The sequence below is a fragment of the Cupriavidus sp. 22TCCZM01-5 genome (assembly GCF_057798915.1).
In genome coordinates this window covers 1-25,798 of the sequence record NZ_JBYOJR010000051.1, presented here as the reverse complement: position 1 = coordinate 25,798, position 25,798 = coordinate 1, and the positions used below count along the sequence as shown (strand labels likewise).

Genomic DNA, 25,798 nt, shown 5'->3' with positions numbered 1-25,798 from the left:
CGCCTTTTCGTTGGCATCGCCACGTGCGCTTCTATGTGCCTGCGGAACGCGAGAACATGCAGGCTTGCCCGCCGCAGGGTGGCAAGCGTACCCATTTCTGCGTGCAGGGGCGCAATGGATCCAGCCCGCTTATGAAGCGCGCAATATGGGTCTATCGGGGTACATGCACGAGGTGCAGAGGGCGGTCGCGGATGCGACCAAAGGGTACGAGCGTACCCGTTTCTGCGTGGGGATCCGAAGTGGGAAAGCAGGCGGCAGAGCGCCCGAATCAGCGCTTGCGCACCAGCCGGATGACCTGCTCGGCGGGTTTGTCCGGCGTACCCTGGGGGCTTGCGGTGTTGGAGGCGCACGTATTGCAGCCGCCGTCATCGCAGCCGCTGGCGCAGCCGGCCGCGGCCTGCGGGGCCAGCCGGCGCACCAGGCCCGCGCGCCAGCCGGTGGCGGACGCGCCGCCAAGATACGCGGCCAGCACGGCCTTGATGCGTTCGCGCGTGCGCGGCGCGTAGCGGGCCGCCACCGACACCGCGCATGCCAGCACGATCAGCGGGACCAGCAGGGATTCGACGGCGTGATAGAGGCTCATGGCGTCAGCTGAACAGCAGGGCGACGCGGTAGGTAATGAACGCGGCCAGGTATCCCAGGCCGGCCAGGTAGGCCGCCGAAGCCGCCATCACCTTCCACGAGTTGGTCTCGCGGCGGATCACCGCCAGCGTGGAAATGCATTGCGGCGCGAACACGTACCAGGCCAGCAGCGCCAGCGCCGTCGCCAGCGACCACTGCTGGGCGATCATCGGGGCAAGCTGCGCCGTCACTGCGTCTTCGCTGCCGGACAGTGCGTAAACCGTCGCCAGCGCGCCCACGGCCACCTCGCGCGCGGCAAGGCCCGGCACCAGCGCAATGCAGATCTGCCAGTTGAAGCCCACCGGCGCGAAGACATGCTCCAGCGCCTTGCCGATCATGCCCGCAAAGCTGTAGTCGATGGCGGGGCCCGTCGCGCCTGCCGGCGGAGCCGGGAACGTGGCAAGGAACCACAGCAGCACGGTCAGCGCCAGGATCACCCTGCCGACGCGTGCCAGGAAGATACGGGCACGTTCCCACAGCCCCAGTGCCACGTCGCGCGGGTTGGGAATGCGGTACGACGGCAGCTCCATCAGCAGCGGATGGTCGGTGCGATCGTGGCGGAAATACTTGAGCGCGTAGGCCACCGCCAGCGCGCTCACAATGCCTGCGACATAGAGTGCGAACAGCACCAGCCCCTGCAGATTGAACAGGCCCATCACCGTGCGTTGCGGGATAAATGCGCCGATCAGCAGCGCATAGACCGGCAGCCTCGCCGAGCAGGTCATCAGCGGCGCCACGAGGATCGTGGTGAGCCGGTCGCGCGGATCCTGGATGGTACGCGTGGCCATGATCCCCGGGATCGCGCACGCGAAGCTCGACAGCAGCGGAATGAAGGAGCGGCCCGACAGCCCCGCGCCCATCATCAGCCGGTCCAGCAGGAAGGCCGCGCGCGGCAGGTAGCCCGATTCCTCCAGCGTCAGGATGAACAGGAACAGGATCAGGATCTGCGGCAGGAACACCACCACGCTGCCCAGGCCGGCGATCAGGCCGTCGACCAGCAGGCTCTTGAGCATGCCGTCCGGCAGGTGCGTGCCGACGATCTCGCCGAACCAGTGCACGCCGGCTTCGATGCCGTCCATCAGCGGCGCGGCCCACGAGAACACCGCCTGGAACATCAGGAACAGCAGTACGGCCAGCAGCAGCAGCCCCAGCACCGGATGCAGCACGATGCGATCGAGCTGGTCGTCCAGCGCGGCGGTACGCGCGGGCATCGACACGGCGGCCTGGAGCAGCCGGTTGACCTCGGCATGCACGTCGAGGTCGTCGGCTGGCGGCAATGCCGGCGGTGCGGGCGGCAGCGCACCATCGAGCACGCTGAGCAGCGCCGCGGCGCCTTCGCGCTTGATCGCCACGGTCTGCACGACCGGCACGCCAAGCGTGGCCGCGAGCTTGTCGCGGTCGATATGAATGCCGCGTCTCGCAGCCGCATCGCTCATATTGAGCACCACCACCATGGGCAGGCCCAGGCGGCGCAGCTCCAGCACGAACCGCAGGTGCAGGCGCAGGTTGGTGGCGTCGACCACCGAGACCAGCAAGTCGGGTTTCGGCTCGCCGGGGCGCTTGCCCATGCAGATGTCGCGTGTGATGGCCTCGTCGAGGCTCGCCGCATGCAGGCTGTACGCGCCCGGCAGGTCCAGGATGCGGACCTGCCGGCCGGCCGGCGAGACGAAGAAGCCTTCCTTGCGTTCCACCGTCACGCCGGCATAGTTCGCCACCTTCTGGCGGCTGCCCGTCAGGCGGTTGAACAGCGCGGTCTTGCCGCAGTTGGGATTGCCCACCAGCGCAATACGCAAGGCGGAAGAAGAGGGAGCTGCAGACATAGTCGAGGGAGAACTCAGGCGCTGCGTTGGGCAGCCTTGGTATCAGGCTGGCCGGCGGCCTCGCTGGCCGGCGCAATGCTGGTAACGGTGGCGCTGACGACTTCGACGCCGATGCGCGCCGCCTCGGAGCGCCGCAGCGCGAAGCGCGTGAAGCCGACCTGCGCGACGAGCGGGTCCATGCCGAAGGGGCCAAAGGCGATCACTTGCACCTGTTCGCCAGGAACGAAGCCGAGTTCGCGCAGGCGGCGCGCAACGGGGTCGCCGGGCGTGGCATCGTCCACCGATTGCACTACGGCGGGCGTGCGCCGTGGAAGTTCAGACAACTGCATCATGCTTCCAGTCGGAAGGCACGGACTGCTGCCGAGCACACGGCGCATTCCCGCCAGGGTACGTAAATGAAAATCGTTTTCATTGTATCTCAATTCCACGGCAGCAATGCCATTCCGGCGGACGGGGCGGGCACATTCCGTAGATTTGCCAGTACGCGCAAAGCCGCTATTTTGCCTTGCCGGCTCAGCTAGTGGGACGGGCTTGTGCGTACTTCCGCTTGCCTGCCACAGCCTTGCTTATGCGGGGATGCTTGTCCTGTTGATTACTGCATTTGTGTTATTGGTGAGACAAGGCCCCGGCGTTAAGCTGCTCTTACGCTGAACACCCCGTTCCACGCGTACTTCACAAGCCACCAGCCTTTGGGCAGGTGGCTTTTTTCTTTGCGGGGGCGAAATCAGTTCAGGGCCTGCGCCGCCTGCGTCGCAGTGGCCGCGCGCACCATCGCCACGAAATGGTCCCGGGCCGGGTGATCCGGCGCGGCCTTCCATGCGCAGTAGACCTCGGACGGCACCTCCGCCGCGTCCGCCAGCGGCCGGAACGCCGCTCCGGCCATGCCGGATCTTGCCAGCGCGGCCGGCACGACGGCCACGCCCATCCCTTGCGACACCAGTGACACCACCGACAGCCAGTGACGGACCTCGTGCCGGATCTGCGGATAGAAGCCGCGCGCGGCGCACATCTCGAAAATCCGGCTGTAGTAGTCCGGCGACGCCTTGCGCGAGAACAGCACGAACGGCTCGGCGCGCAGGGCGGCCAGCGCCACTTCGGCCTGTGCCGCCAGCGCATGGTCCTGCGGCAGGCAGCAGACAAAGGGCTCGCGATGGACCAGCACGGCGCCGAGTTCGTCTGGCAGGCGTCCCGTGTGGACGAAGCCGGCGTCGAGTTCATCATGCAACAGGGCGTCGATCTGTTCCTGCGAGTTGAGTTCGGTCAGCGCCACCTGAATACCCGGAAAGCTCGCCTGGAAGTCGTGCAGGCGCTGCGGCAAGCCCCGGTACAGCATCGACCCGACAAAGCCCACGCGCAGCCGCCCGACCGCGCCGGCCTCGATGTCGCGCGCCAGCACGCGTGCCGCCTCGGCCTGCGCCAGCAGCGCCGTGGCCGATTCGCGAAAGGCCCGCCCGGCCGCCGTCAGCCGCACGCCCCGGCTGTCGCGCTCGAACAACCTGGCGCCGACCGAGGCCTCGAGCTGCTGGATATTGAGCGACAGCGGCGGCTGCGAGATGGACAGCCGTTTGGCCGCGCGGCCGAAGTGCAACTCCTCGGCCAGGACCAGGAAATAGCGCAGGTGTCGGAATTCCATGCCGATACAAAAAACATATTGATCAAGCCAATTTTAGAATTAGACGCGAATCCATGGGAATCCAATAATGGTGCAAACAGGTCCGCGGCTGGACGGCGGATCAGGCCCATCCAGGAGACCTTCTATGACCAGTGCTGTGCGTCATGCCGCACCCCAAGCCCAATCCATTGCATCGCAGGCCGAGCACCCGGTACCGGATCGCCAGGGCGGCAGCCTCTATACCGCCGACCCGGACCTGCGCGCGCTGCTGCCGCTTTACCTGCCGGCGGGCCTGCTGAATGTCCTGCAGCCGCACCTGGAGCGCATGGGCGAACTGGCCGGCGGCGTGTTGGACGAGTTGGCAATGATCGCCGACCAGAACCCGCCCACGCTGACCCACCGCACCCGCAGTGGCATCGACCAGCAACTGGTGCACAAGCATCCCGCCTACGTGGAACTGGAGCGCGTGGCGTTCTCCGAGTTCGGCCTGGCCGCGGTCTCGCACCGCGCCGGCGTGTTCGGCTGGGACAAGCCAATGCCGCCGGCGGCTAAGTACGCGCTCACGTATATGCTCGTTCAGGCGGAATTCGGCCTGTGCTGCCCGCTGTCGATGACCGACTCGCTCACGCGCACGCTGCGCAAGTTCGGCGATCCGGCGCTGGTCGAGCGCTTCCTGCCCAACCTGACCACGCAGGTCTTTGAAGACCTGTTCCAGGGCGCGATGTTCATGACCGAGCAGGGCGCGGGCTCCGATGTGGCCGCCACCGCCACACGCGCGGTACGCGACCCGCAGGCCGAAGGCGGCTGGCGCCTGATCGGCGACAAGTGGTTCTGCTCCAACCCCGACGCCGCGCTGGCGATGGTGCTGGCACGCGTGGAAGACGAAGCCGGCAACGCCGTGCCCGGTCACAAGGGCGTGTCGCTGTTCCTGCTGCCGCGCAAGTTGTCCGATGGCAGCGACAACCGCTACCGCATCATCCGGCTCAAGGACAAGCTCGGCACGCGCTCGATGGCCAGCGGCGAGATCCGGCTGGAAGGCGCCAGCGCGTATCTCGTCGGCGAGCCGGGGCGCGGCTTTGTGCAGATGGCCGACATGATCAACAACTCGCGCCTGTCCAACGGCGTACGCGCCGCCGGCCTGATGCGCCGCGCGCTGACCGAGGGCCTGTTCATCGCCCGCGAGCGCAAGGCCTTCGGCAAGCGCCTCGAAGACATGCCGCTGATGCGCCGCCAGCTCCTCAAGCTGACGCTGCCCACCGAGCAGGCGCGCACCATGGTGTTCCAGACTGCGGAAGCGCTGCGCCGCGCCGATGCCGGCGAAGCGGACGCTTACCCGCTCATGCGTATCCTGACGCCGCTGATCAAGTTCCGCGCCTGCCGTGACGCGCGCAAGGTCACTGGCGACGCCATGGAGATCCGCGGCGGCTGCGGCTATATCGAGGAATGGAGCGACCCGCGCCTGGTGCGCGATGCCCACCTCGGCTCGATCTGGGAAGGCACCAGCAATATCGTCGCGCTGGACGTGCTGCGCGCCATCCGCCGCGAAGGCTCGCTGCCTGCGCTGCGCGCGCACCTGGCAGGCCTGCTGGCCGACACGCCGCTGCATGCCACGGCCCGCGCCACCTTCGAGTCCGCCATCGAGCGCGCCGCTGCCTTTGCCGCGAGCGCCGCCGAAGCCGGCGCTGCCGGCGACCTGCTGGCCCGCCAGGCGGCCTCCGGCCTTTACCACGTCACCACTGCCGTGGCGATGGCCTGGGAAGCCGGGCGCATCGGCTCGGTACGCCGCATGCGGCTGGCGCAACTGGTGCTGCGTCACCGCGTGCTGCCGCAGGACCCGCTGTCCGCGCAGGCCGAGCCGGAATGGCTGGCCGAAACCGTCGCGCCGCCGGCCGATGGCGTGGTGCGTGCCGCCGGCGCGGTGGATCAGGTCAACGTGTTCTGACCTTTTCCTGAACTTCCAAAATCCTTTGCCCCTGACGGCGCCGCCAAACGGTGCTGTCCACCGCATTGCCCGACGTTCGCCCGGGGCAATGCGAGACGACTCATACCAGGAGACAAGCCATGCAACTCTGGCACCGCATCGCGGCGATCGCCGCCTGCACGCTGTGCGTCAGCGCCACCCCCGCCTTCGCGCAGAAGGACTATCCCTCCAAGCCGATCATGATGGTCGTGACCTATCCGCCGGGCGGTCCTACCGATGCCATGGCGCGTACCTTGGCCGCGGCCCTCAAGACCAGCCTGGGCCAGCCTGTGGTGGTCGAGAACCGCGCCGGTGCCGGCGGCAATATCGGCGCCGAAGCCGTGGCGCGTGCCGAGCCGGATGGCTACACGCTGATGTTCGGCACCTCGGCGCCGCTGGCCATCAACGTGAGCCTTTACCGCAAGATCAACTACGACCCGGTCAAGAGCTTCGCGCCCGTGATCCAGATTGGCCAGCTGCCGAATGTGCTGGTGGTCAACCCAAGCGTGCCGGCAAAGAACGTCGGCGAGCTGATTGCCTATGGCAAGGCGCATCCGGGCAAGCTGAGCTACGCCTCGTCGGGCAATGGCGCGTCGTCGCACCTGGCGGGGGTGCTGTTCAACAACCTCGCGGGGACCGATTTCCAGCATGTGCCATACAAGGGTACGGGGCCGGCGCTCAATGACCTGCTCGGCGGACAGGTCAGCATGACCTTCACCGACGTGCTGACCGCGCTGCCGTTCATCAAGAGCGGCAAGGTGCGTGCGCTCGGCGTGACCACCAAGGCGCGTTCGCAGGCATTGCCCGATGTGCCGACGGTTGCGGAGCAGGGCGTGCCCGGCTTCGACGTATCGGTGTTCTTCGGCGTCGTAGTGCCGGCCGGCACGCCCGCACCGGTGATCGCCAAGCTGAACCACGCCTTCGCCGAAGCCCTGCAGAAGCCTGACGTGCGCAAGACCCTGCAGGCGCAGGGCCTGGAGTTCGCACCGTCCACCACGCCCGAGCAGCTCGGCGGTTTCGTGAAGTCCGAAGTCACCAAGTGGCGCACCGTCGTGCAGAAGTCCGGCGCGCAACTCGACTGACAAGGAGCCATGTCATGACGCAATCCAAGACGGGCGCGCTGGCCGGCATCCGCGTGGTCGACCTGTCGCGCATCCTGGGCGGCCCGTTCTGCGGCCAGATCCTCGGTGACCACGGCGCCGACGTGCTGAAGATCGAACCGCCGCAGGGCGACGACACGCGTACCTGGGGCCCTCCGTTCAGGGACGGCGTAGCGTCGTACTACTTCGGGCTGAACCGCAACAAGCGCGTGATGAAGCTCGACCTCACTGCCGAGACGGACCGCGGCGTGCTGCTCGCGCTGCTCGAAGACGCGGACGTGCTGGTCGAGAATTTCAAGACCGGCACCATGGAGAAATGGGGGCTCGGCTATGACACGTTGTCGGCTCGCTTCCCGCGGCTGGTGCATTGCCGCGTCTCCGGTTTCGGCGCGGATGGTCCGCTTGGCGGTTTGCCTGGCTATGACGCCGTCGTGCAGGCCATGGCTGGTCTCATGAGCATCAATGGCGAAGCGGATGGCGACGCCTTGCGCGTCGGGCTGCCTGTCGTCGATATGGTGACCGGCATGAACGCCGCGCTCGGCGTGCTGCTGGCGCTGCAGGAGCGCGAGCGCAGCGGGCGCGGGCAGTTCGTTGAAGCGGCGCTCTATGACTCCGGCCTGTCGCTGCTGCATCCGCATGCGGCGAACTGGTTCATGAATGGCAAGACGCCGGTGCGTACCGGGAATGCGCACCCGAACATCTATCCGTACGACACTGTTGCCACGGGCACGGATCCGATCTTCCTTGCCGTTGGCAATGACCGGCAGTTCCGCATCCTGTGCGAGTACTTGCAGGTGCCTGCATTGGCGGATGACGAGCGTTATGCCACGGCTGGCGCGCGCTCGGTCAATCGCGTTGCCTTGAAGGCGGAGCTGGAAGCGCGGATGCGTGAGCTGGACGGCAAGGTCCTGGCCGATACGCTGGTGGCCGCGGGCGTGCCGTGCGCGCCGGTGCTGTCGGTGCCCGACGCGTTGCAGCATCCGCATACCATGCATCGCGAGATGGTTGTGGAGATGGAAGGCGGCTATCGCGGACTGGGCGCACCCGTGAAGCTGAGCCGGACGCCGGCGACGTATCGGTTTGCCCCGCTGACGGAAGGAGACCAGTTCCTGCCGAAGGAGGATTGAAGTGAACAGGGGGCGCTGTCCACGGCTGCATGGATCGCATAGATGGCACCCCTGAATCAAGCTCACTGCGTCTTGAGGTCCGCAAACAGTACCGATGCCACGCTACCGAGCCGCGCGAAGCGCAGCCGAAGGCGATGATGTGATATCGGTGTTAGCAGGCGGCCACCGCCCTACATGGGGATCGTACAAAAGCCGGTTATCGCAGGCACAGGTTCTGACTCACTATGCGTAGCAGGTCTGAACAATAGCCAAGCCTCGCGAGACCAAAGCCGCTCGAGCCATAGAAGCGCATCGTTGATGGCCAGCCGCCAGGCGACGCGTTCTTTGTCTACTGTCTGTCGCTCGGACAGAAAGTAGGTCGCCGGCTACGCCGGCGAAACAGCAGCGCCCGCCAGGCACCAAAACCTTCAAAACAACGTATACCCCCCATCAATCACAAACGTATCCCCCGTGTGATACGCAGAAGCCGAACTCATCAGATACACCGCAATCCCGGCGAAATCAGACCCCTCCCCCCATCGCCGCATCGGCACGCGCTTCCCGACCATTTCCTGAAACGTCGCATTGGCCTGCGCATTGCTGGTCATCTCAGTCTTGATCCACCCCGGCAGCACGGAGTGCGCGCGAATCCCCTGCCGCGCATATTCCACCGCAAGCCCGCGCATCATGGAAATCAGCCCGCCCTTGGTCGCCGCGTAATGCTCATTGCGCGCAGCACCCTCAATGGCCGCAACCGAGGCGGTGCCAACCAGCACCCCGCCATCTCCCTGCAAGAGCAACTGCCGGGCCGCCGCGCGCAGCGTAAAAAACGCCCCATCCAGATTGACCCGCAGCACGCGGTGCCAATCCTCCGTACCCATTTCTTCGAAGCGCGTGCCACGCGCCGAGACCCCGGCATTGGCGAAACAGCCGTCGATGCGACCCAACGCGGCGAGCGTGCCATCCATGGCAGCGGCGACGGAAGATTCATTGCCGACATCGCAGATCGCGGTATGAACCTTGCGTCCATACTGCGCCAGCCGCTCGGCGGCGGCGGCATTCTTCTGCGCATTAGTGCCCCAGATCGCGACATCGGCGCCGGCCTGGGCCAGGCCCTCGGCCATGCCGAGGCCGATGCCGCCATTACCGCCGGTCACCAGGGCCACCTTGCCGGTGAGGTCGAAGGGAGTGAAAGGCATGATCTGTCTCCTGTGAGGATGGATGAGCCCGGCCCTTGTCTGCGGGCGGATCAGATCATGCTAAGAGGCCGCCTTGCCGGCGGGCATCGTCGGATACGACGAAACCCGCCCGCGGCCGGAGAGGCTTAGCCCGGGATCATCCCCGGCAGCACATAGGCCTGGACCACGGTGATGATGCCGATGATCACCGCGAACAGCAGGCTGTGCCTGACGGTGAAGCGGAACAGTTCCGACTCCTTGCCCACCAGTCCGGTTGCCGCGCAGGCCACCGCGATCGATTGCGGCGAGATCATCTTGGCCGTCACGCCGCCCGTGGTGTTGGCCGCCACCAGCAGCGTGTCGGACACGCCGATCTGGTGCGCCGTGGTGTTCTGCAGCGAGCAGAACAGCGCGTTCGACGACGTATCCGAGCCCGTCAGGAACACACCCAGCCAGCCCAGGAACGGCGAGAAGAATGGGAAGGCCGCGCCCGTGCCCGCCAGCAGCAGCGCCAGCGTGGAAGACATGCCCGAGTAGTTGGCCACGAACGCAAACGCGAGCACCAGGCCAATCGACAGGATCGGGCGCGCCAGTTCCACCAGCGTCTCGCCGAAGGTCGACACCAGGTCGCGCGGCTTCATGCGCAGCAGCACGGCCGAAATCAGCGCGGTCAGCAGGATGGCGGTGCCGACGGCCGACAGCAGGTCGAGCTTGAGCACGGCTTCATACGGCTTGGGCGATGCAACGATCGGCGCGGCCTTGATGACCAGCTGGTCCAGCCCCGGCACCTTGAACTTCAGCACCGTGCCCGCCAGCGCGCCATTGCCCGCGAACAGCGCCTTGAACGGCTGCAGGCTCCACACCGTGACGATGGCCGTCAGGATGCCGAACGGCGCCCACGCACGGATCGTCTGCGCAGCGGTGTAGGGCGACTTGCGGTTGCCACCGGTCTGCACACCGTTGCTGAAGCCGCCGCCACCAAACGCCGACATCGCCATGGTGCCGCCGCCCACATTGCCGCCCGCGCGTTGCGAGGCGGTGCGCGGCTTCCACACCTTCAGGAACGCCGCCAGCGACACCATGCTGACCAGCGCCGAGGTGATATCCGGCAGCTCAGGCCCGATATGGTTCGACGTGAAGTACTGCGTCACGGCAAAGCTGCCACCCGTCACCAGCGCCGCCGGCCATGTTTCGCGCACGCCCTTGGCGCCATCCATCATGAACACCAGCCAGAACGGCACCGCCAGCGACAGCAGCGGAAGCTGGCGGCCAGCCATCGCGCCGATGTGCATGGCGTCGATGCCCGTCACCTGCCCGGCCACGATGATGGGAATGCCCATCGCACCGAAGGCCACCGGCGCGGTGTTGGCGATCAGGCAAAGCCCTGCTGCATAGAGCGGATTGAAGCCCAGCCCGACCAGCAGCGCTGCCGTAATGGCCACGGGGGCGCCGAAGCCGGCCGCGCCTTCCAGGAACGCGCCGAACGCGAAGCCGATCAGCAGCATCTGCAGGCGCTGGTCATCGGTGATCGACAGCACCGAAGCGCGGATGACGTCGAACTGCCCGGTCTTGACCACGATCTTGTACAGGAACACCGCGGTCACGATGATCCACGCGATCGGCCACAAGCCATAGGCAAAGCCGAATCCCGCTGCCGCCAGCGCCTGCTGCGCCGGCATGCCGTAGGCGAAGATCGCCACGGCCAGTGAAAGCAGCAGCGTCACTGCTGCCGCGACATGGCCCTTCAGGCGGAAGACCGCCAGGGCTACGAAGAAAAACAGAATGGGAATGGCTGCCGCCAGGGCGGACAGCCACAGGCTGCCCAGCGGCGTGTAGATCTGAGTCCAGGGTTGCATGCTCGGTCTCCTACTTCAGTGGTGTTTCGGGTGTTGTTTGTTGTTCGGCGCCTGGCCGACCCGTCTGTCGCGACGGTGTCATCGCTCTCCGGCAAGCGGGAGAGCGATGGAGCCTGCCGGTTTCTTACTCCGGCTGGCCTTTTTCCTTCAGCAGATCCGACAAGCTTCGCGCCGCAGGCGTCAGTGGCGTGCGATGCTGCGTCCACCCCATCTGCTTCGCCGGTGTCAGCGCACGCAGGCGCGTCGCTGCCCAGCGGAACATGCGGTAAGCCTTCGGATGCGAGAACGCCCCGCTCCAGAAGCGCCAGATCAGGTGCTCGCCGCGGCTGTACTTGGCGCCCTGGCCACGCAGCGGATGAGCGACCTGCTCCTGCGGGTCGCGGTTGGCTTCCGTGCGCAGGCGCACCAGCAGTTGCGGGATCGGGATGCGCACCGGGCAGACCTCGCCACATGCGCCGCACAGGCTCGATGCGGTGGGCAGATCGGCAGTCGCCTCCAGCCCCAGCAGGTGCGGCGAGATGATCTTGCCGATCGGTCCCGGATACGTCGTGCCATAGGCATGGCCACCGATGCGCGTATAGACCGGGCAATGGTTCATGCACGCGCCGCAGCGGATGCACTGCAGCGTTGCGCGCAGTTGCGCATCGGCATAGGCCTGCGTGCGCCCGTTGTCGAGCAGCACCAGGTGGACCTCGCGCGGGCCATCGCGCTCGCCTTCGCGGCGCGGGCCGGAGATCAGGTTGAAATAGGTCGTGATGGCCTGGCCCGTGGCCGAACGCGTCAGCAGGCTCGACAGCGGCACGATATGTTCAAGCCGCGCCACCACCTTCTCCATGCCCATGATGGCGATGTGCACGTCCGGCACCGTGGTCGACAGGCGCCCGTTGCCCTCGTTCTCCACCAGCCACAGCGTGCCCGTATCGGCCGCCGCGAAATTCACGCCGGACAGGCCGATATCCGCCTCGACGAACGCCTGGCGCAAGGCGCGGCGGCCGGTCTGGATCAGCGCGTCCACATCTTCGGTATAGGGCGTGTCGGGGATGTGCTGCTCGAACAGCGTGGCGATATCGCCCTTGGTCTTGTGGATCGCCGGCATGACGATGTGCGAGGGCTTCTCGCCGGCAAGCTGGACGATGTACTCGCCCATGTCCGACTCGATGCAGTCCACCCCGCGCTCGGCCAGGTAATGGTTCAGCTCGATTTCCTCGCTGGCCATCGACTTGCCCTTGATCACGCGGCGTGCCTGCTTCGATGCGGCAATGCGGTGGATGATCGCGTTGGCTTCGTCGGCGGTCTCGGCCCAGTGCACCTGCACGCCGGCGGCGATCAGGTTGCCTTCGAGCTGCACCAGCAGGTCGGGCAGGTTGGCCAGCGCGTGCTGGCGGATCGCCTCGCCGAGATCGCGCAGGTGTTCCAGTTCGTCGGCATCCGGGAACTGCGACCGGCGCTTGCCCTGCAGGAAATCCATCGCGCCGCGGAAGCTCTGGCGCAGCTTGGGATCGTCCAGCGCCTCGCGGGCGCGTGCCTTGAAGTCCTGGGACGGGACGAAGTGCAGCGTGCTTTCGCTCATGCCTGGCTCCCCGCGTTGCTGTCATCGACAATCACCACCCAGAGCTGGCGCGGACCATGCGCGCCGTAGGCCAGGGTTTGCTGGATATCAGAAGTCTTGGAGGGGCCCGACACCATCACCAGGTTCGTGGGCATGTCATCGCGCCAGCGTTCGGCGCGCGCGGCCGTGTGCAGGTCCGCATGCAGCGTGGAGGCATGCACCAGCGCCACATGCAGCGGCGGCACCAGCGACACCGTGCGGGGCGAGCCCGCGTCCGGCGCCAGGATCAGCGTGCCGGTGGCGGCAATGCCGGAGCGCGCGACCGTGAAGCCGGCATCGACCGTATCGAACAGCTCGGCCTTCCATTGCTCGATCGGACGGTCATAGCCGATGGCTTCGATTGGCGTCGGCAAGGCCTGCTTCAGCGCTGCGCCCGCGGCTTGCGACGGGTCCAGCAGCAGGCGCCGCACGCCGGCTTGCGCGAGCTTCTCCGCGAGCAGCGCGGGCCATGCCGAAGCCGTGGTGCGCCAGACCTCGGCGTGCGAGGCCTCCAGCCCGGCCTGCATCGACGCAATGCGTGCCTCGAGCCCGTTTGCAGCGGGTGCGCGTTCGGCGTAGTGCGCGTCGATGCGGCCATCGATTTCCGCCGTGGTGGTGGCACGGGTTGCCGGCGCGGCGGCGCGCAGCCGGCCCAGCATGCGTTCGCGTGCGGTGAGCGCGGTCATGCGGCACCTCCGGTACGGCGCCACAGGAAACTGGCAAGGTGTTCGACCTCCAGCGGCGCGCCGTCATGCGCGGCCGTGTGGCCGATATTGAGCAGGCAGCCGCAATCGGCCGATACCAGCCGGTTGCAGCCCGTGGCGCAGGCCGAAGCGACCTTGTCGCGCACCATCGCGCCGGAGATATCCGGATGCTTGAGCGAGAACGTGCCGCCAAAGCCGCAGCATTCGGATTCACGCTCGTGTTCCAAGCGCGTCACGCCGGGCAAGGCATCGACCATCGCCACGCCATGGGCGCGCGTACCCATTTCTCGACGGGCGCCGCACGAGGTATGAAGCACGATGCGCTCTGCCGCGTGACTGCCCGGCAGTGCCTGGCTGAAGTCGACCTTGAGCACGTGCAGCAGGAATTCGGTGAGTTCGTAGATACGCTCGGCCAGCGCGCGGGCCTTGGGGCCGGCGACGGGGTCGTCGGCAAACAGCTGCGGCCAGTGGTGCCGCATCATGCCGGCGCAGGAGCCGGACGGGACGATGACGGGCCACGGCTCGCCGAACAGATCCAGCTGGGCGCGTGCCACGTCGCGGGCCTGGTCGGGATTGCCGCTGCTGTAGGCCGGTTGTCCGCAGCAGCTCTGCGCGCGCGGAAAGTGCACGGTCAGCCCTTCGCGCTCAAGCAGCCGCACGGCGTCAAGGCCGGCCTGTGGCACGAACAGGTCGACCAGGCAGGTCGCAAACAGGTAGACCTGCGCGGGGGCAGTGGTGGGGTATTGCCTGTCCTTCATGTCTCGCTCCGCACGCGCTGGAATCGCACGTTCGGGCGCATAATTCCCGCTTCCGCGCTACAGTACAAATTGGTTGGACCACTTTGCGTGGGGATCACATCGGCCAACGCCGACGCTCAGGGCAAGTCAGGAAGGGAAAACGAGATGGCAACAGGGACGCAATTGCACGCAGGCGGGCGCGGACGCGTCGAGGCGGTCATGCGGCGCATGGAAACCGCCTTGCTCGACGGCACCTGGCCCGCGGGCGCACGGTTGCCTGCCGAGCGCGTACTGGCCGAGCAATACGACGTGGCGCGCAATACCGTGCGCGAAGCCATCCAGCGCCTGGCAGCGCGCGGGCTGCTGCAAAGCCGGCGCGGCGCCGGCGTCTACGTGACCGACAAGTTGCGCTCGGGCATCGCCTCGCCGTGGGGCCAGCTGGTGGCCGACCATCCGGCGCTGCGCGATGACATCCTGGAATTCCGCCGCGTGCTGGAAGGCGCCACCGCCTACTTCGCCGCGTTGCGCGGCAGCGATGAAGACCGTGAACGCATCCGTGGCCTGATGGCGGAACTCGAACGCGCGCGCATGGCTGACGACAAGCAGGCCGAGGCGGAGGCCGACACCCGCCTGCACGATGCCATCGCGCAGGCCTCGCACAACACCATGTTCCTGCACCTGCATACCAGCGTCATCAGCATGCTGCGCGAACACATCACCATCAGCGGCACCGGGCTGCGCGAAGAGGGCGAGGCTACTTCAGCGCTCCTGCTGCTGCAGCACCGCACGGTGTGCGACGCCATCTGCGCGCGCCGGCCGGAAGAGGCGCGCACGGCCATGCAGACGCATATCGATTTTGTACGGACGTGGGTGGAGAGCGGAGGCGGGGCGGATAAGGGGATGGATTAGCCGGCAGAAACGCCGCACGAAGCGAAGCCACATGGACATGCGGGAGAGCGGCTAAAGCCGTGCGTCGTACAGCCACTTCCGAATCTTCGTGGCCTTGATCTTCCTGGCGTCCGGGTGGCCGGGGTTGATGAGCACGTTCGTTTCTTCCGGGACGATTACCGACGGGACCACCAACAATGCACTCTTCCCCAGGGCAAGCCACTCGTCCCCGGCGTCGAGGCTCACCTTGCCAGCGGGTTCCGCATCCCAGCCTACGGCCGGCTTGAACGTCAGGCGCCCATCCCACACTTCATCCGGCACCTCGATCCGCACCAGATAGCGGTTGAGCGGGAGACCGTCATCGATCAGATGCACAACGGTCTCGAGGCATGCCAGCGCGATATTGGTCGACGTGTATGCCACGGCATTGCCCTTGCGATTCCATCGTCCGCCCGAGACCTTGGCCCCGGTGCCGCTCAGGTCATGGGCCTCGTAGGTCGGCGTATCCGTGCGCGATCAAGCCCGGGATCACACCAGTCCGGCGTTAGACAGCTCACGCTTCAAATAGGCATAGAAGATCGGCCCCGCAATCACGCCCGGAATGCCATACAGCGTCTCCATCAGCAGCATCACGATCAGCAGCTCCCAGGCGGCCGCCTGGATGCGTGCGCCGATGATGCGGGCGTTCAGGAAATACTCGAGCTTGTGGATCACCACCAGGTAGAACAGCGACGCCACCGCAATCGGCAGCGATACCGACAGTGATGCCACCACGATGGCTGTGTTCGAAATCAGGTTGCCCAGCACCGGCAGCAGCCCGACCACGAAGGTAATGACCACCAGCGTTTTCGACAGCGGCAGGTGCACGCCGAACAAGGGCATCACCACCAGCAGGTAGATCGCCGTCAGGATCGTATTGATGGTCGAGATCTGGATCTGCGCGAAGATGAACTGCGCAAAAGCCTGCTGCAGCGAACGGGCCCGCGACACCAGCGCCGTCGCCAGCGCCCGGCGGTTGGGGCGCGACACTGCGCGGTAGAGTGCCACCATCGCGCCGATGATCATGCCGATGATGATATGCAACAGCGTGCGCAGGACCTCCGCCCCCAGCTTCTGCGCCATCTGCGCGTGTTCGCGCAGCCAGTGGATCAGGGTGTTGGCCAGTTCTTCGACGGTACTTGGCAGGGCGCCGCTGACCCAGTTGGGCAATTGGCCGCGGGACTGGTCGATGATGTCCGCGACGTGGTCCAGCAGCGCGTCCAGCGTGCCCTCGCCGCTGACGAAGCGCACCAGCGCCCAGATGCCAAGCGACAGCGCTACCAGGATCACGAGTGACAGGATGGCGACTGCCAGGGCGTCGTGCCGCTGGTTCAGGCGCTTCAGGCGTGGGGCCAGGACGTCGACCAGCGAGTACAGCAGCAGGCCGGAGAGCAGGGCGGCGACAAGGTTGGCCTGGAGCACCGTCCACAGCGCCAGGGCGGTGAGGAGGTAAGAGGCGCCGACCACGGTGAACCAGGCTGCGGGGAGCAGGCGGGGGGTGGGGGGCGGGGGTTGGTGAGGCATCTGGCTCTCCGGCGTATGTGTTGCCCCTGCGGCATTCGGCGGACTTGGTGCGCGAGGCTGCTGGCGGGAGCGCTGGAGCTTGATTTTCGGGGCTAGATTGAGACTAGGCAAGCACCTCGATATGTCGCTGATCGTTTCCAGCCATGAAAGGACAAGTGGCGTGGCTAGACTATCCGCCATTGTCGGGAAGAGCAGATTGCTCACGGCAAACGACCGAGCGCATAGACCTTGCGCTTTACCAGCTTCCGTAGTGCCGGACGACACCCCGCCAGAACGCGTCCGCATCCTTGGCAAGGGTTGTCTGTCCCGCCTTGGGAGTCGCGTTCGCCGCCGCCTGTACCATGACCAGCTTCAATTCGGGATCGATCAGGATCATCTGGCCGTACACACCGAGGAGGGCAAAGCGCCGTTTCTCGCCGGGGAATATCCAGAACTGGTAACCATAGCCATAATAGGCAGTCGCCTTGCCGGGCCGGAATGCCTCCGGAATTCGCCGCGAATCCGTGCTATCCAGCAAATATTCCCTCGGCACAATCTGCCTCTGTTGCGGATCATCCGGGCGGACACCGTTGTTCGCCAGGACAATGCCCAAGCGCCCATAGTCCCGTAGTGTTGCATTGAAGTTCCCCGCCGCCCGCTCCATCCCTGTACCATCGGCCCGCCAAAGCGCGGAGTTTTCCGCCCCGATGGGCTGCCACAGGCGCGGCGTCAGGTACTCGCTGAGCGTCATGCCTGTGGCGCGATGCACGACTGTTGCGAGAATATCGGTCTCGGCACTCGAATAAGAGAATCGCGTGCCTTGAGGCGCCTCCCGCTCGGTGATGAGCCTGGCGGCTGCCTCCGCACCCTCGCGTTGAGCCGCCCGGGCAAAGCGCGCCAGATCGTCGTGGCCGTCGTAGTTCTCGGTGAAGCGCACCCCCGACGACATGCGCAACAGGTTGCGGATCGTGGTGCCGCCGTACAGCGTGCCGGCCAGCTTGGGGGCGTAGCGTTCGGCGAGATCATCCAGCGAGTCGATTTTTCCTTCCTGGAGCGCAAAGCCCACTGCCAGGGAGGTAATCGACTTGGCCATCGAATTGGACAGAAACCGCTGCGACGGCTGACGGTCATACTGATACCGCTCCACCTGAATCACGCCATCCTTGATAATCAACAGGCCCATGATTCGTTGGCGAGCCAGATAGTCGTCAATCGTCAGCCGTTTGAGATGATCGACGTCCCAGCGGATGGACGGTTCGCTGTCGCTGCGCGACAGAACCATCGGCGCAACGCTTGGGGCAAGCACATTCATCTTGATGCCCGAAATGTCACCCAGCGCGGAAAAAGAGCCCACCCTGACGGACTCGTCGTAGGAGAAATTCCCAAGTGTTCCGAGCGGATATCCCTTGGCTTTACCTAGCCTGTCTTCGTCAGGCGCGGCGTTCGCCGAGTTTGCGAGCGCGACCACAAACAGGGCAACGGCAAATTTTTGGTTCATCGCTGAATTGCGGGGCGGGTTGGGGGGAAATTTTATGTATAGAGGGGATTCATTGTGCTTGGCGGGGGCGTTTTTCGCTAGCGTCCCCGGGGCTGCGGTGATGATTGGGGCGTCGCCCTTGGCAGGCGCTGCTGTTTCGCCGGCGTAGCCGGCGACCTACTTCTTGTCCGAGAGACAAGAAGTAGGCAAGAAGCGCGTCGCCTGGCGGCTGGCCATCAACGATGCGCTCCTTCTTTTCAAGCGGCTTTGGTCTCGCGATGCTTGGTGCTCAGTTCAAGCCGATGCCGTGCGACAACACCTCGTGCGCCCACTTCACCGCCTCGCGTGCCGGCGCCTCGCCCGTCGACTCTACGCGTTGCGCGAGCCTGAGCACCCGGTCGCGGATACCAGCCACTTCGTCGCGAAGGGCTGAATCGTCGACGCCGCCGAGGTATTCCCGGGCGCAACTTACGATGCCACCGGCATTGATGAGGAAATCGGGCGCGTAGAAGATGCCGCGCCGATGCAGGGTGTCACCTTCGGCCAGTGAAGCGAGCTGGTTGTTTGCGCCGCCGGCGATGATCTGGAAGCGGCAGCTTTCGGCCACGGCCGGGGTGATGACGGCACCGAGCGCACAAGGAGCAAATACGTCGACATCCGCGCCCGTGATGGCTTCCGGCGATACGACGCGTGCGCCAAATTGCTGCTGCGCCTGCGTCGTGCGCCCGGCGTCAATATCCGCCACGGTCAGGGTCACGCCCGCCTCATGGAGGCGGCGGCAGAGTTCCCAGCCTACCGAGCCCAGTCCCTGGACGGCCACGGACAGCCCCGCGAGCGACTTGCGGTCCAGGCGGTACTGCGCCGCCGCCTGAATACCGACGAACACGCCGTAAGCCGTCCACGGCGAGGGGTTGCCACCGAATCCGCCATCGCGCGGCATGCCGCTGACGTAGCCGGTCTCGGCCTGGACAGCGCGCATGTCGTCCACCGTCGTGCCCACATCTTCAGCCGTGATATAGCTGCCTCGCAGCGACTCCACCATGCGGCCGAATGCGCGGAAGAGCTGCTGGCGGTCCGTCTGCGCCGGCGAGCGCAGGATCACGGCCTTGCCGCCGCCGAACGGCAGCCCGGCGAGCGCGTTCTTGTAGGCCATGCCCTGCGACAGGCGCAGGGCGTCGGACAGCGCCTCGGTCTCGGCGGAATAGGCCCAGTACCGGCAGCCGCCGAAGGCGGGGCCCAGTCTCGTGTTGTAGATGGCGATGATGGCCTGCAGGCCGGATTGCGGATCCGTGGCGAGCGTCACGCGCTCGTGGGACAGGCCTTCGCCGGTGCCGAACAGGCGGACAGCGGCTGCGTGGGTACGATCGTTCAACTTCTTCTCCATGACGTGTGGAATGCAAAGCTGTAGCTCTGCCTTCCTTGGCACACCGCCTGGGTTGCAGTGCGGTGCGGCTTTGATGGGCGCGGAGCCCCCATCGTGTTCGGCTTTGGGCGATTGTGTCGCGCCAGCGCCGGGGTGGCATCTTACCGAGATCCTAGGTACGGAAGGGGCTGGGGTTTTCGCTTACTCCAAGGTCGGCCTCGACATCCATTCACCCGTTCTTGACTTGGCAAACGGTGGCGTCCATGTAGGCGCTTACGGCCGGCCCTGCGTGCTACCTGGCGCTACCGTGCAGCACCGCGTTGCGGCGCGCGTACAGGAAGTAGACCGACAGCCCGATCCCGAGCCAGGTGAGGAAGGCGATCCAGGTCAGCGCTTGAAGGTGCGCCATCAGGAACAGGCAGAAGCCCACCGATAGCAGCGGAACCACCGGCACGCCGGGACAGCGGAAGGCCCTCTTCAGTTCTGGACGGGTCCGGCGCAGCACCAGCACCGCGATCGAGATCAGCGTGAAGGCGGAGAGCGTGCCGATATTGATCAACTCGGCCAGCACATTGAGCGGCACAAAGGCGGCGATCATCGCGAACACGATGCCGACGGTCCAGGTGGCAAAGAACGGCGTGGCGTGCAACGGGTGCACCGACGACAGCTTGGCGGGCAACAGGCCGTCGCGCGACATGGCAAAGATCACGCGAGTCTGGCCAAAGGTCATTACCAGGATCACTGTGGTCATGCCGAGAATAGCGCCCAGGTCGACAAAGCCGGCCACCCAGTTCTGTCCTGCGTACTGCAACACCAGGGACACGGGATGGTCGATGCCGGCGAACTTGGCGAAGGGGACGACGCCAGTCATGATCGCCGCGACTATCACGTATAGCACTGTGCAGACCGCCAGCGAGCCGATGATACCCACGGGCAGGTCGCGATGCGGATTTCGCACTTCCTCGGCGGCCGAGGTCACCGCATCGAAACCGATGAAGGCGAAGAAAACCAGCGCTGCCGCATTGAAGATGCCGGATACCCCGAACGGCGCGAATGGCTGCCAGTTGGCCGGCTCGACATGCCAGACGCCGACCGCGATGAACAGCACCACCACCGCAATCTTGATCGCCACCATCACATTATTGAGTCGGGCCGACTCCCGCACGCCGCAGGACACCACCCAAGTGGTGATTAACATGATCAGGAAAGCCGGCAGGTTGAACAAGGTGTGCACGCCTGGCACCGCCCCCGGCGCTGCCGTCAGCGCCGCCGGTAAATGCAGGCCGAAACCCGCCGCCAGCGACTGGAAGTATCCCGACCAGCCCACCGACACCGCCGAGGTAGCCAGGCCGTATTCGAGCAGAAGGTCCCAGCCGATCATCCAGGCGATGATCTCGCCCAGAGTCGCGTAGCTATAGGTATAGATCGATCCCGACACCGGGATGGCGGAGGCGAACTCGGCATAGCACAGCGCGGCGAAGCCGCAGGCCATGGCCGCAATGACGAAAGACACGGTCAGCGCCGGGCCGGCGGTCAAAGCGCCGGTGCCGGTCAGCACGAAGATGCCGGTGCCGATAATGGCGCCGATGCCCATCAGCACGAGGTCCATCGGACCCAGCACCTTCTTCAGGCCGCCAACGTGGCGGTCCACCAGCATGGCGTCAATGTCTTTGGTTCGGAACAAGCTCATACAGGGGTCTCCTTCATGTGCTGCCGAGCGATCGCACGGGCCCACGCCGGGGATGGCGACGAGTCATGCGGGCGCAATGGCATCCGGGGAGCGTGCTGCCGGATCGGCGGCACGGCTTGCCGGCACGCAGGTCGCGCACCGGTCCCGGTATTTGTGGGAATTACCCGGACCGCTCAGGCCGCGGGGACAGACATCAAACCGAAACAACGCGGCGCATACGGTCCTCCGATTCCTTGCACGCCGCTGATATCAAACACGCCGGTCTCAATCGACGTGATGAACCCATCCGAGCGGGGCGACGATACGCGGCCAAGGCTTCGCGCAAGTTGGCGATAGTGAGGTAATCACGATGTCTGTCTCCGCATGTTTCTATTGTTCGGGGGAGTGTAGGAAGCGCCCGCGCCATCGTAAAATCAAAAAATCCAAGACCTGATATCCTCAAAACGAATAGCGAAAGGCTCCGATCTGAATGCAGGGTTCACCCTTCCATAGCGAGGATCGTTTGCGGCTTCTCGGAAAGTAATGCGGGCTTGGGACTCCGCCCCCCGCTTACTGCTGCAGTTGTGCTTGAGCCAGGCTGACAATCCGCAGCGCTTCTGAAAAGACGCCATCAAGATTCTTCCCGCTCTCAGTATTGGGTCGGACCTTCAGGGGCGTCGCTTGTCACCTAAAATATTGTCAAGGTGTCACGTAACCTGGCACGCCGCCAACGCGAACTTCTGGAGACCGTTAGAACCACGTCCCAATCACTGATGGGTGGTCTATGGTGCTATCACTTCGCTATTTTGGAGTCTTGGGTTTCTGCGCTTTGTTCACTGCTTGCGGACAGATTCCGACCAAGCATGCTGCGTGCAGAGCTGATTCCTGTCGCCCTCGGCACGAGCACGAGATGTTGCAATCCGGCGAGGCGTCATGGTATTCGGCAACGTTCCAGGGGCATTCGACCGCAAACGGTGAACGCTACGATGGCGGCGCCTTGACTGCCGCCCATCGAACATTGCCGCTCGGCAGCTATGTGCGCGTCAGATCGTTGGCTACCGGAAAGTCGGTTGTGGTTCGCATCAACGATCGTGGACCATACGTCAAAGGCCGCATTATCGATCTCTCTTACGCTGCGGCGGAAGCCTTGGGTTTGCCAGACGCGCGGTCGATGCGCGTGCAGATTGAACGTTGATTGTCTGCTTTGGGCGGCCGTTTTCTGTCATTCGTATTAGGGCGCGTTACACATCGCCCCATAACACGTTAGGGCCTCACAAACAGCACTGACCTCAACCGAAGGACCGAACGATGACGAAATACCTTATCTCCTTTCCTGGAAGGGCGATGAAAGTCCTCGCCGAGGACTTTGCCCCCGTGGGCGAAGCTGCGCGCGAGGTCATGCGCGAGGCGAAGGCTGCAGGCGTGTACGTGTTCGGTGGTGGTATCAACGAGGATGTCGCACCACTCATGGTCGCCGCAGACGGCACGGTCACAAACGAAACCTATCCCCAGACGAAGGAGTTCGACGGCGGCTTCTGTGTCCTGCAGCTCCCATCGCGCGAAGCCGCCATCCTGTGGGCTGCAAAGATCGCAAAAGCTTGCCGCTGCTCGCAGGAACTCCGCGAGTTTGGGTATGACCCCGAGAGCTGACGGGCAGGGCCCGTACCCGCTGCGATCGATGACACGGCACCAGCGCACCCGTGGGCGGGTGGCCGACGTCAGAGTCCGGCCAGGAAGCGACGTACGATGTCGCCCCGACCGTGCCATTCAGACGACCGCTTCGCCACCGAGCGGCACAAGCGCGCGCGTGTTCCACGTTCCGGATATGCACTGGTCTGACTTGGGGTTAGCGAAGCGTGCGGCCATGCAACACGGCGAATACATTATCGAAGGCCAAGTCGCAGGTGAATCGCTGGCCGGTCTTTGATAGCAAACGCGGCAGCCCTTCTTCGGAATAGAACTTACGTGCAGACGCATACTCCTGACGAAAGACAGAAGTGCGGCCTATGGCCGCAAAGCGGTGCGTCTTAAGGTGGATTGCTTCGTGGATGGCTTTGGCCGAGGCTCGCTACTTCCCTTCGTCCGGCACGTTGTACATCTCGCGTAGCTGGCTAGCGAACGGGCGGATCGCCTCCAGGCATGCGGCGCTGTTGTCGCCTTCCATGGTTGACAGACTCCAGTTGCAGCCGCTGGCATCCGCGGCATGCCAGAACACGTCGCCAAAGCAAGCGCCCTCGCATTCCGAGAATTTTGCCTGTTCCGCACGAAGCATGGCGCGCAGTTCGGCCTTGTTCTTGACCTGTCTTGACATGATGTTTCCCCTTTCTCTTTCGATCTGAGCCTGTGGCATGGCCGACGGGCTACCTCGCCTTGACGGAGGTGGACATGCCGTCGATCGCGTCCCTGGCTGATGACAAGGCCAGCGCGATGGCAGCATGCGGGGCGCTGGCAAAATGCTGGATCATGGGTGGCAGCCGTCTGCGGGAACCCATTCCTGTACTCACCTGCGTGATCGTTACGGTAGCGAGGAAGCGCGGCTGAACCAGGTCGCCGCCGAGGACCGCACCGGCGGCGTGACGCACCCTTGCAGATACCCTGAAGCCTTTGTAGATTGCGTTGTTCTGAGACATGTTGGTCTCCTTTCAACATTGAGCATACGCGGATATGCCTTGATGTGTCCGATTTACATTCGGTGACAAGGTAGCAATGTCATCGCGAGCCTTTGCCTCTCCGTAGTCCAGCGCCGCATCGACGCTGTGAAAGTAGTCGGTGCCGTCGATGAGATCGAAGGAATGTGCGCTGGGAAGATCGCCTCTGATGGGCCGGCAATCCGTACGAGCAAGCGAGTAGCGCACTACGTAGCCAACCGCTCCGGCCAACTGGGTGGGACCGTGGTGTTGCTCCGCTTCGATCAACACTTCATATTCACCAATCGTGGCGCGTCGTTGCATATCTGACCTCCGCTCTCGGCCTCCGCTCATTCATCCGGCCCAAGAATAACGTCCACGGCGGCCCGTCCTGCCAGCTCCGCCACCAGGTAAGCCCAACGTCTGGAGTACGGCCCGCCAAAGACTTTGATTCGCTTGCCAATCGCTGCAACGCCTGGCGGACTCATGGGTCCCTCAACCTGGAACCAGACGTCGAACATGTCCTTGGATGCCAGATTGAGATCGACATGGATATCGAACCCACGGTACTCCGTCACGCGATCCATAGCCATCTTCAACCTTCCAGGAGTGAGTTTTTCAACGTAATACCACGACCAGTAGGGATTGAAGTTGATGTGAGTCCGGAGCAGTAGGATCCAACCATAGGTACCTGGGGATTCGGCCGCCAAACTTCTTTCTCGCTCAGGCTGAACAACATACGTTTCCGGGGACGCATCGGCACGGCCGATCCGAAGCGGCAGTCATAGCCATCTGAAATTCGGCATCAGGTCACTATGCTCGTCGACCCCGACGCCGCCCAGTTCGTTGATGATCTCCTTCAGGGCTTCCTTCGATCGCGAATCGCAACTGGCGATCATCAGCAACTGGCCCGGTTCCATTTGCGCATTCTGCCGCCACAGTGCAAGGCGGCCGATCCTGGCGCCGACCAATCCGCCGACCCACCATCCGATCATGGCGCCAAGCATGACAGCACCAACATACGCAACGGCAGTGGCACTGGCGCCGGCGGAAACGCCGTATCTGAAGATGACAAGCGCGCCGACGATCGCGCCGACGAAGATTCCTGTGATCGCCGCCTCTTCGCGGTACGTGGTCTGACCGAGGTCGATCCTCGGCAGTCCGTCGACGGGCTGATTGTCGCGCTGGACAAACCACGGCCCTGCGACGAGTGTCGGGGTACCGGCCAGATCGCCCAGTCGCGCTTGTGCAAGTCGCGCGGTGGCCTTGTCTCTCAGACTGAAATACAGCAGCGTACGCATGAAATTACCTCACGCAATCTCAGTTTCCATTTCCGGCGAGCCGGCGGATGCTTGCTTGATGGCTGCGGCCCATGCTCCTGATGGCCCTGGTGCGGGTGCAGGACGGTGACCGCAGGTCTGGCCAGCCTTCGTTGACAGCACGATCCCAGTCAATCAGCAGCGTATTTGCCTGATGCCACCGGGACGCTGCCAATCGCATGACTCCGAATCGCTGGGTGTTTCCCTTCGGCGGCCTGCCCACCTGGCGGTCGCGTAGAAGGCGTGTGACATGTATGGCCCGGTAAGTGGTCTCTGCAGATTCTTTCGGCACGATATGTTCCTTCATCGCTTGCCAGGCTGAAATAGTGATGGCAGTGTTGAAAAATGGTCACCGTTATGGGCACCGATCTTCCATTGCCAGCGGGTAATCATCTCCACCCATATCGCATTGCTGGAAATCGTTACGGCATCGTCATCACGATGAGAGCACGGCTCCGCCAGTCTGAAACGCGGAAGCGCAGGAGCAAAGGCGGAGACCAGCTTCGCGAATGGTCTTGCGGAGAAGAGTCTCCCTCGCCAGACATCGGTTGCATCAATCCCGGCGAATGACTGACTGACTTGACTACTGGGGGACTGGGCGAACGGCGGTCGCCGCGCGGCATCTTGCATG

Annotated in this window: 25 protein-coding genes and 1 pseudogene; 6 read left to right on the top strand and 20 right to left on the bottom strand. The window is 64.7% G+C overall.

Annotation, left to right across the window (positions count from 1 at the left end):
• Positions 1–268: 268 nt before the first annotated feature.
• The 4 genes from AC3FNH_RS30465 to AC3FNH_RS30450 form a co-directional block, all read right to left on the bottom strand.
• Positions 269–583, bottom strand: a complete 315-nt coding sequence (locus AC3FNH_RS30465; RefSeq protein ID WP_276102686.1) for a DUF6587 family protein — start codon at positions 581–583, stop codon at positions 269–271.
• A 4-nt stretch (positions 584–587) separates the two neighbouring features.
• On the bottom strand, positions 588–2,441 hold the full coding sequence (gene feoB / locus AC3FNH_RS30460) for a ferrous iron transport protein B (protein ID WP_276102687.1): 1,854 nt from the start codon (positions 2,439–2,441) through the stop codon (positions 588–590).
• Positions 2,442–2,455: 14 nt separating this feature from the next.
• Positions 2,456–2,770 (bottom strand): FeoA family protein, encoded by a 315-nt coding sequence (locus AC3FNH_RS30455; RefSeq protein WP_276103348.1) that lies wholly within the window; start codon positions 2,768–2,770, stop codon positions 2,456–2,458.
• A 395-nt stretch (positions 2,771–3,165) separates the two neighbouring features.
• A complete protein-coding gene (locus AC3FNH_RS30450; RefSeq protein WP_488722725.1) occupies positions 3,166–4,074 on the bottom strand; it encodes a LysR family transcriptional regulator in 909 nt (302 codons plus the stop codon).
• A gap of 124 nt (positions 4,075–4,198) precedes the next feature.
• Between AC3FNH_RS30450 and AC3FNH_RS30445 the strand changes: the two genes are divergently transcribed.
• The 3 genes from AC3FNH_RS30445 to AC3FNH_RS30435 all read left to right on the top strand — a co-directional run bounded on the left by AC3FNH_RS30445 (position 4,199) and on the right by AC3FNH_RS30435 (position 8,240).
• Positions 4,199–5,995 carry an acyl-CoA dehydrogenase family protein gene (locus AC3FNH_RS30445; protein WP_488722724.1) on the top strand — a complete coding sequence of 599 codons (1,797 nt, stop codon included), beginning with the start codon at positions 4,199–4,201 and terminating at the stop codon, positions 5,993–5,995.
• Between the two features lie 119 nt (positions 5,996–6,114).
• Positions 6,115–7,095: a Bug family tripartite tricarboxylate transporter substrate binding protein gene (locus AC3FNH_RS30440; RefSeq protein ID WP_488722723.1), complete on the top strand. Its 981-nt coding sequence runs from the start codon at positions 6,115–6,117 to the stop codon at positions 7,093–7,095.
• A gap of 14 nt (positions 7,096–7,109) precedes the next feature.
• Positions 7,110–8,240: a CaiB/BaiF CoA transferase family protein gene (locus AC3FNH_RS30435; RefSeq protein WP_488722722.1), complete on the top strand. Its 1,131-nt coding sequence runs from the start codon at positions 7,110–7,112 to the stop codon at positions 8,238–8,240.
• Positions 8,241–8,647: 407 nt separating this feature from the next.
• On the opposite strand, the gene AC3FNH_RS30430 is transcribed toward AC3FNH_RS30435, so the two are convergent.
• From AC3FNH_RS30430 to AC3FNH_RS30410, 5 genes are all read right to left on the bottom strand, one after another.
• Positions 8,648–9,418: an SDR family NAD(P)-dependent oxidoreductase gene (locus tag AC3FNH_RS30430; protein WP_488722721.1), complete on the bottom strand. Its 771-nt coding sequence runs from the start codon at positions 9,416–9,418 to the stop codon at positions 8,648–8,650.
• A gap of 125 nt (positions 9,419–9,543) precedes the next feature.
• Complete coding sequence (locus AC3FNH_RS30425) at positions 9,544–11,253, bottom strand: lactate permease LctP family transporter (protein WP_276102693.1); 1,710 nt, start codon at positions 11,251–11,253, stop codon at positions 9,544–9,546.
• Positions 11,254–11,377: 124 nt separating this feature from the next.
• The gene (locus AC3FNH_RS30420) at positions 11,378–12,823 is read right to left on the bottom strand and encodes a LutB/LldF family L-lactate oxidation iron-sulfur protein (RefSeq protein WP_488722720.1); all 1,446 of its coding nucleotides are present in this window, start codon (positions 12,821–12,823) and stop codon (positions 11,378–11,380) included.
• Positions 12,820–13,527 (bottom strand): LutC/YkgG family protein, encoded by a 708-nt coding sequence (locus AC3FNH_RS30415; protein ID WP_488722719.1) that lies wholly within the window; start codon positions 13,525–13,527, stop codon positions 12,820–12,822. The genes AC3FNH_RS30420 and AC3FNH_RS30415 overlap by 4 nt, the downstream gene beginning before the upstream one ends.
• Entirely contained in the window at positions 13,524–14,303 is a 780-nt protein-coding gene (locus tag AC3FNH_RS30410) for a (Fe-S)-binding protein (protein ID WP_488722718.1), read from the bottom strand. The genes AC3FNH_RS30415 and AC3FNH_RS30410 overlap by 4 nt, the downstream gene beginning before the upstream one ends.
• A gap of 144 nt (positions 14,304–14,447) precedes the next feature.
• On the opposite strand from AC3FNH_RS30410, the gene AC3FNH_RS30405 reads away from it, so the two are divergent.
• Positions 14,448–15,191 (top strand): FadR/GntR family transcriptional regulator, encoded by a 744-nt coding sequence (locus AC3FNH_RS30405; RefSeq protein ID WP_276102697.1) that lies wholly within the window; start codon positions 14,448–14,450, stop codon positions 15,189–15,191.
• A gap of 51 nt (positions 15,192–15,242) precedes the next feature.
• Here AC3FNH_RS30405 and AC3FNH_RS30400 read toward each other — a convergent pair.
• The 5 genes and pseudogenes from AC3FNH_RS30400 to bcaP form a co-directional block, all read right to left on the bottom strand.
• A pseudogene (locus tag AC3FNH_RS30400) lies at positions 15,243–15,680 on the bottom strand (RES family NAD+ phosphorylase); the annotation flags it as partial.
• 18 nt (positions 15,681–15,698) lie between these two features.
• Positions 15,699–16,733, bottom strand: a complete 1,035-nt coding sequence (locus tag AC3FNH_RS30395; protein ID WP_488722717.1) for an AI-2E family transporter — start codon at positions 16,731–16,733, stop codon at positions 15,699–15,701.
• 235 nt (positions 16,734–16,968) lie between these two features.
• A complete protein-coding gene (locus tag AC3FNH_RS30390) occupies positions 16,969–18,210 on the bottom strand; it encodes a serine hydrolase domain-containing protein (RefSeq protein ID WP_276102699.1) in 1,242 nt (413 codons plus the stop codon).
• A 268-nt stretch (positions 18,211–18,478) separates the two neighbouring features.
• Positions 18,479–19,573, bottom strand: coding sequence for a Leu/Phe/Val dehydrogenase (locus AC3FNH_RS30385; RefSeq protein WP_488722716.1), 1,095 nt, complete (start codon positions 19,571–19,573; stop codon positions 18,479–18,481).
• A 271-nt stretch (positions 19,574–19,844) separates the two neighbouring features.
• Positions 19,845–21,242 carry a branched-chain amino acid transporter BcaP gene (gene bcaP / locus AC3FNH_RS30380; RefSeq protein WP_488722715.1) on the bottom strand — a complete coding sequence of 466 codons (1,398 nt, stop codon included), beginning with the start codon at positions 21,240–21,242 and terminating at the stop codon, positions 19,845–19,847.
• Between the two features lie 889 nt (positions 21,243–22,131).
• Here bcaP and AC3FNH_RS30375 point away from each other — a divergent pair.
• Positions 22,132–22,416 carry a septal ring lytic transglycosylase RlpA family protein gene (locus AC3FNH_RS30375; protein WP_276102702.1) on the top strand — a complete coding sequence of 95 codons (285 nt, stop codon included), beginning with the start codon at positions 22,132–22,134 and terminating at the stop codon, positions 22,414–22,416.
• A 113-nt stretch (positions 22,417–22,529) separates the two neighbouring features.
• Positions 22,530–22,871, top strand: a complete 342-nt coding sequence (locus AC3FNH_RS30370) for a YciI family protein (RefSeq protein ID WP_488722714.1) — start codon at positions 22,530–22,532, stop codon at positions 22,869–22,871.
• Positions 22,872–23,289: 418 nt separating this feature from the next.
• Here the strand turns inward: AC3FNH_RS30370 and AC3FNH_RS30365 are convergent, their stop codons facing one another.
• From AC3FNH_RS30365 to AC3FNH_RS30340, 6 genes are all read right to left on the bottom strand, one after another.
• Complete coding sequence (locus AC3FNH_RS30365) at positions 23,290–23,532, bottom strand: hypothetical protein (RefSeq protein ID WP_276102704.1); 243 nt, start codon at positions 23,530–23,532, stop codon at positions 23,290–23,292.
• Positions 23,533–23,581: 49 nt separating this feature from the next.
• Positions 23,582–23,851 carry a GTP cyclohydrolase gene (locus tag AC3FNH_RS30360; protein ID WP_488722713.1) on the bottom strand — a complete coding sequence of 90 codons (270 nt, stop codon included), beginning with the start codon at positions 23,849–23,851 and terminating at the stop codon, positions 23,582–23,584.
• A 12-nt stretch (positions 23,852–23,863) separates the two neighbouring features.
• Positions 23,864–24,172 (bottom strand): hypothetical protein, encoded by a 309-nt coding sequence (locus AC3FNH_RS30355; RefSeq protein WP_488722712.1) that lies wholly within the window; start codon positions 24,170–24,172, stop codon positions 23,864–23,866.
• Between the two features lie 26 nt (positions 24,173–24,198).
• Complete coding sequence (locus AC3FNH_RS30350; RefSeq protein ID WP_153950024.1) at positions 24,199–24,435, bottom strand: hypothetical protein; 237 nt, start codon at positions 24,433–24,435, stop codon at positions 24,199–24,201.
• A gap of 195 nt (positions 24,436–24,630) precedes the next feature.
• Positions 24,631–25,149: a hypothetical protein gene (locus AC3FNH_RS30345; protein WP_488722711.1), complete on the bottom strand. Its 519-nt coding sequence runs from the start codon at positions 25,147–25,149 to the stop codon at positions 24,631–24,633.
• A 321-nt stretch (positions 25,150–25,470) separates the two neighbouring features.
• Positions 25,471–25,798 (bottom strand): hypothetical protein (locus AC3FNH_RS30340; RefSeq protein ID WP_276102709.1); only part of this gene is annotated, 328 nt, incomplete at its 5' end.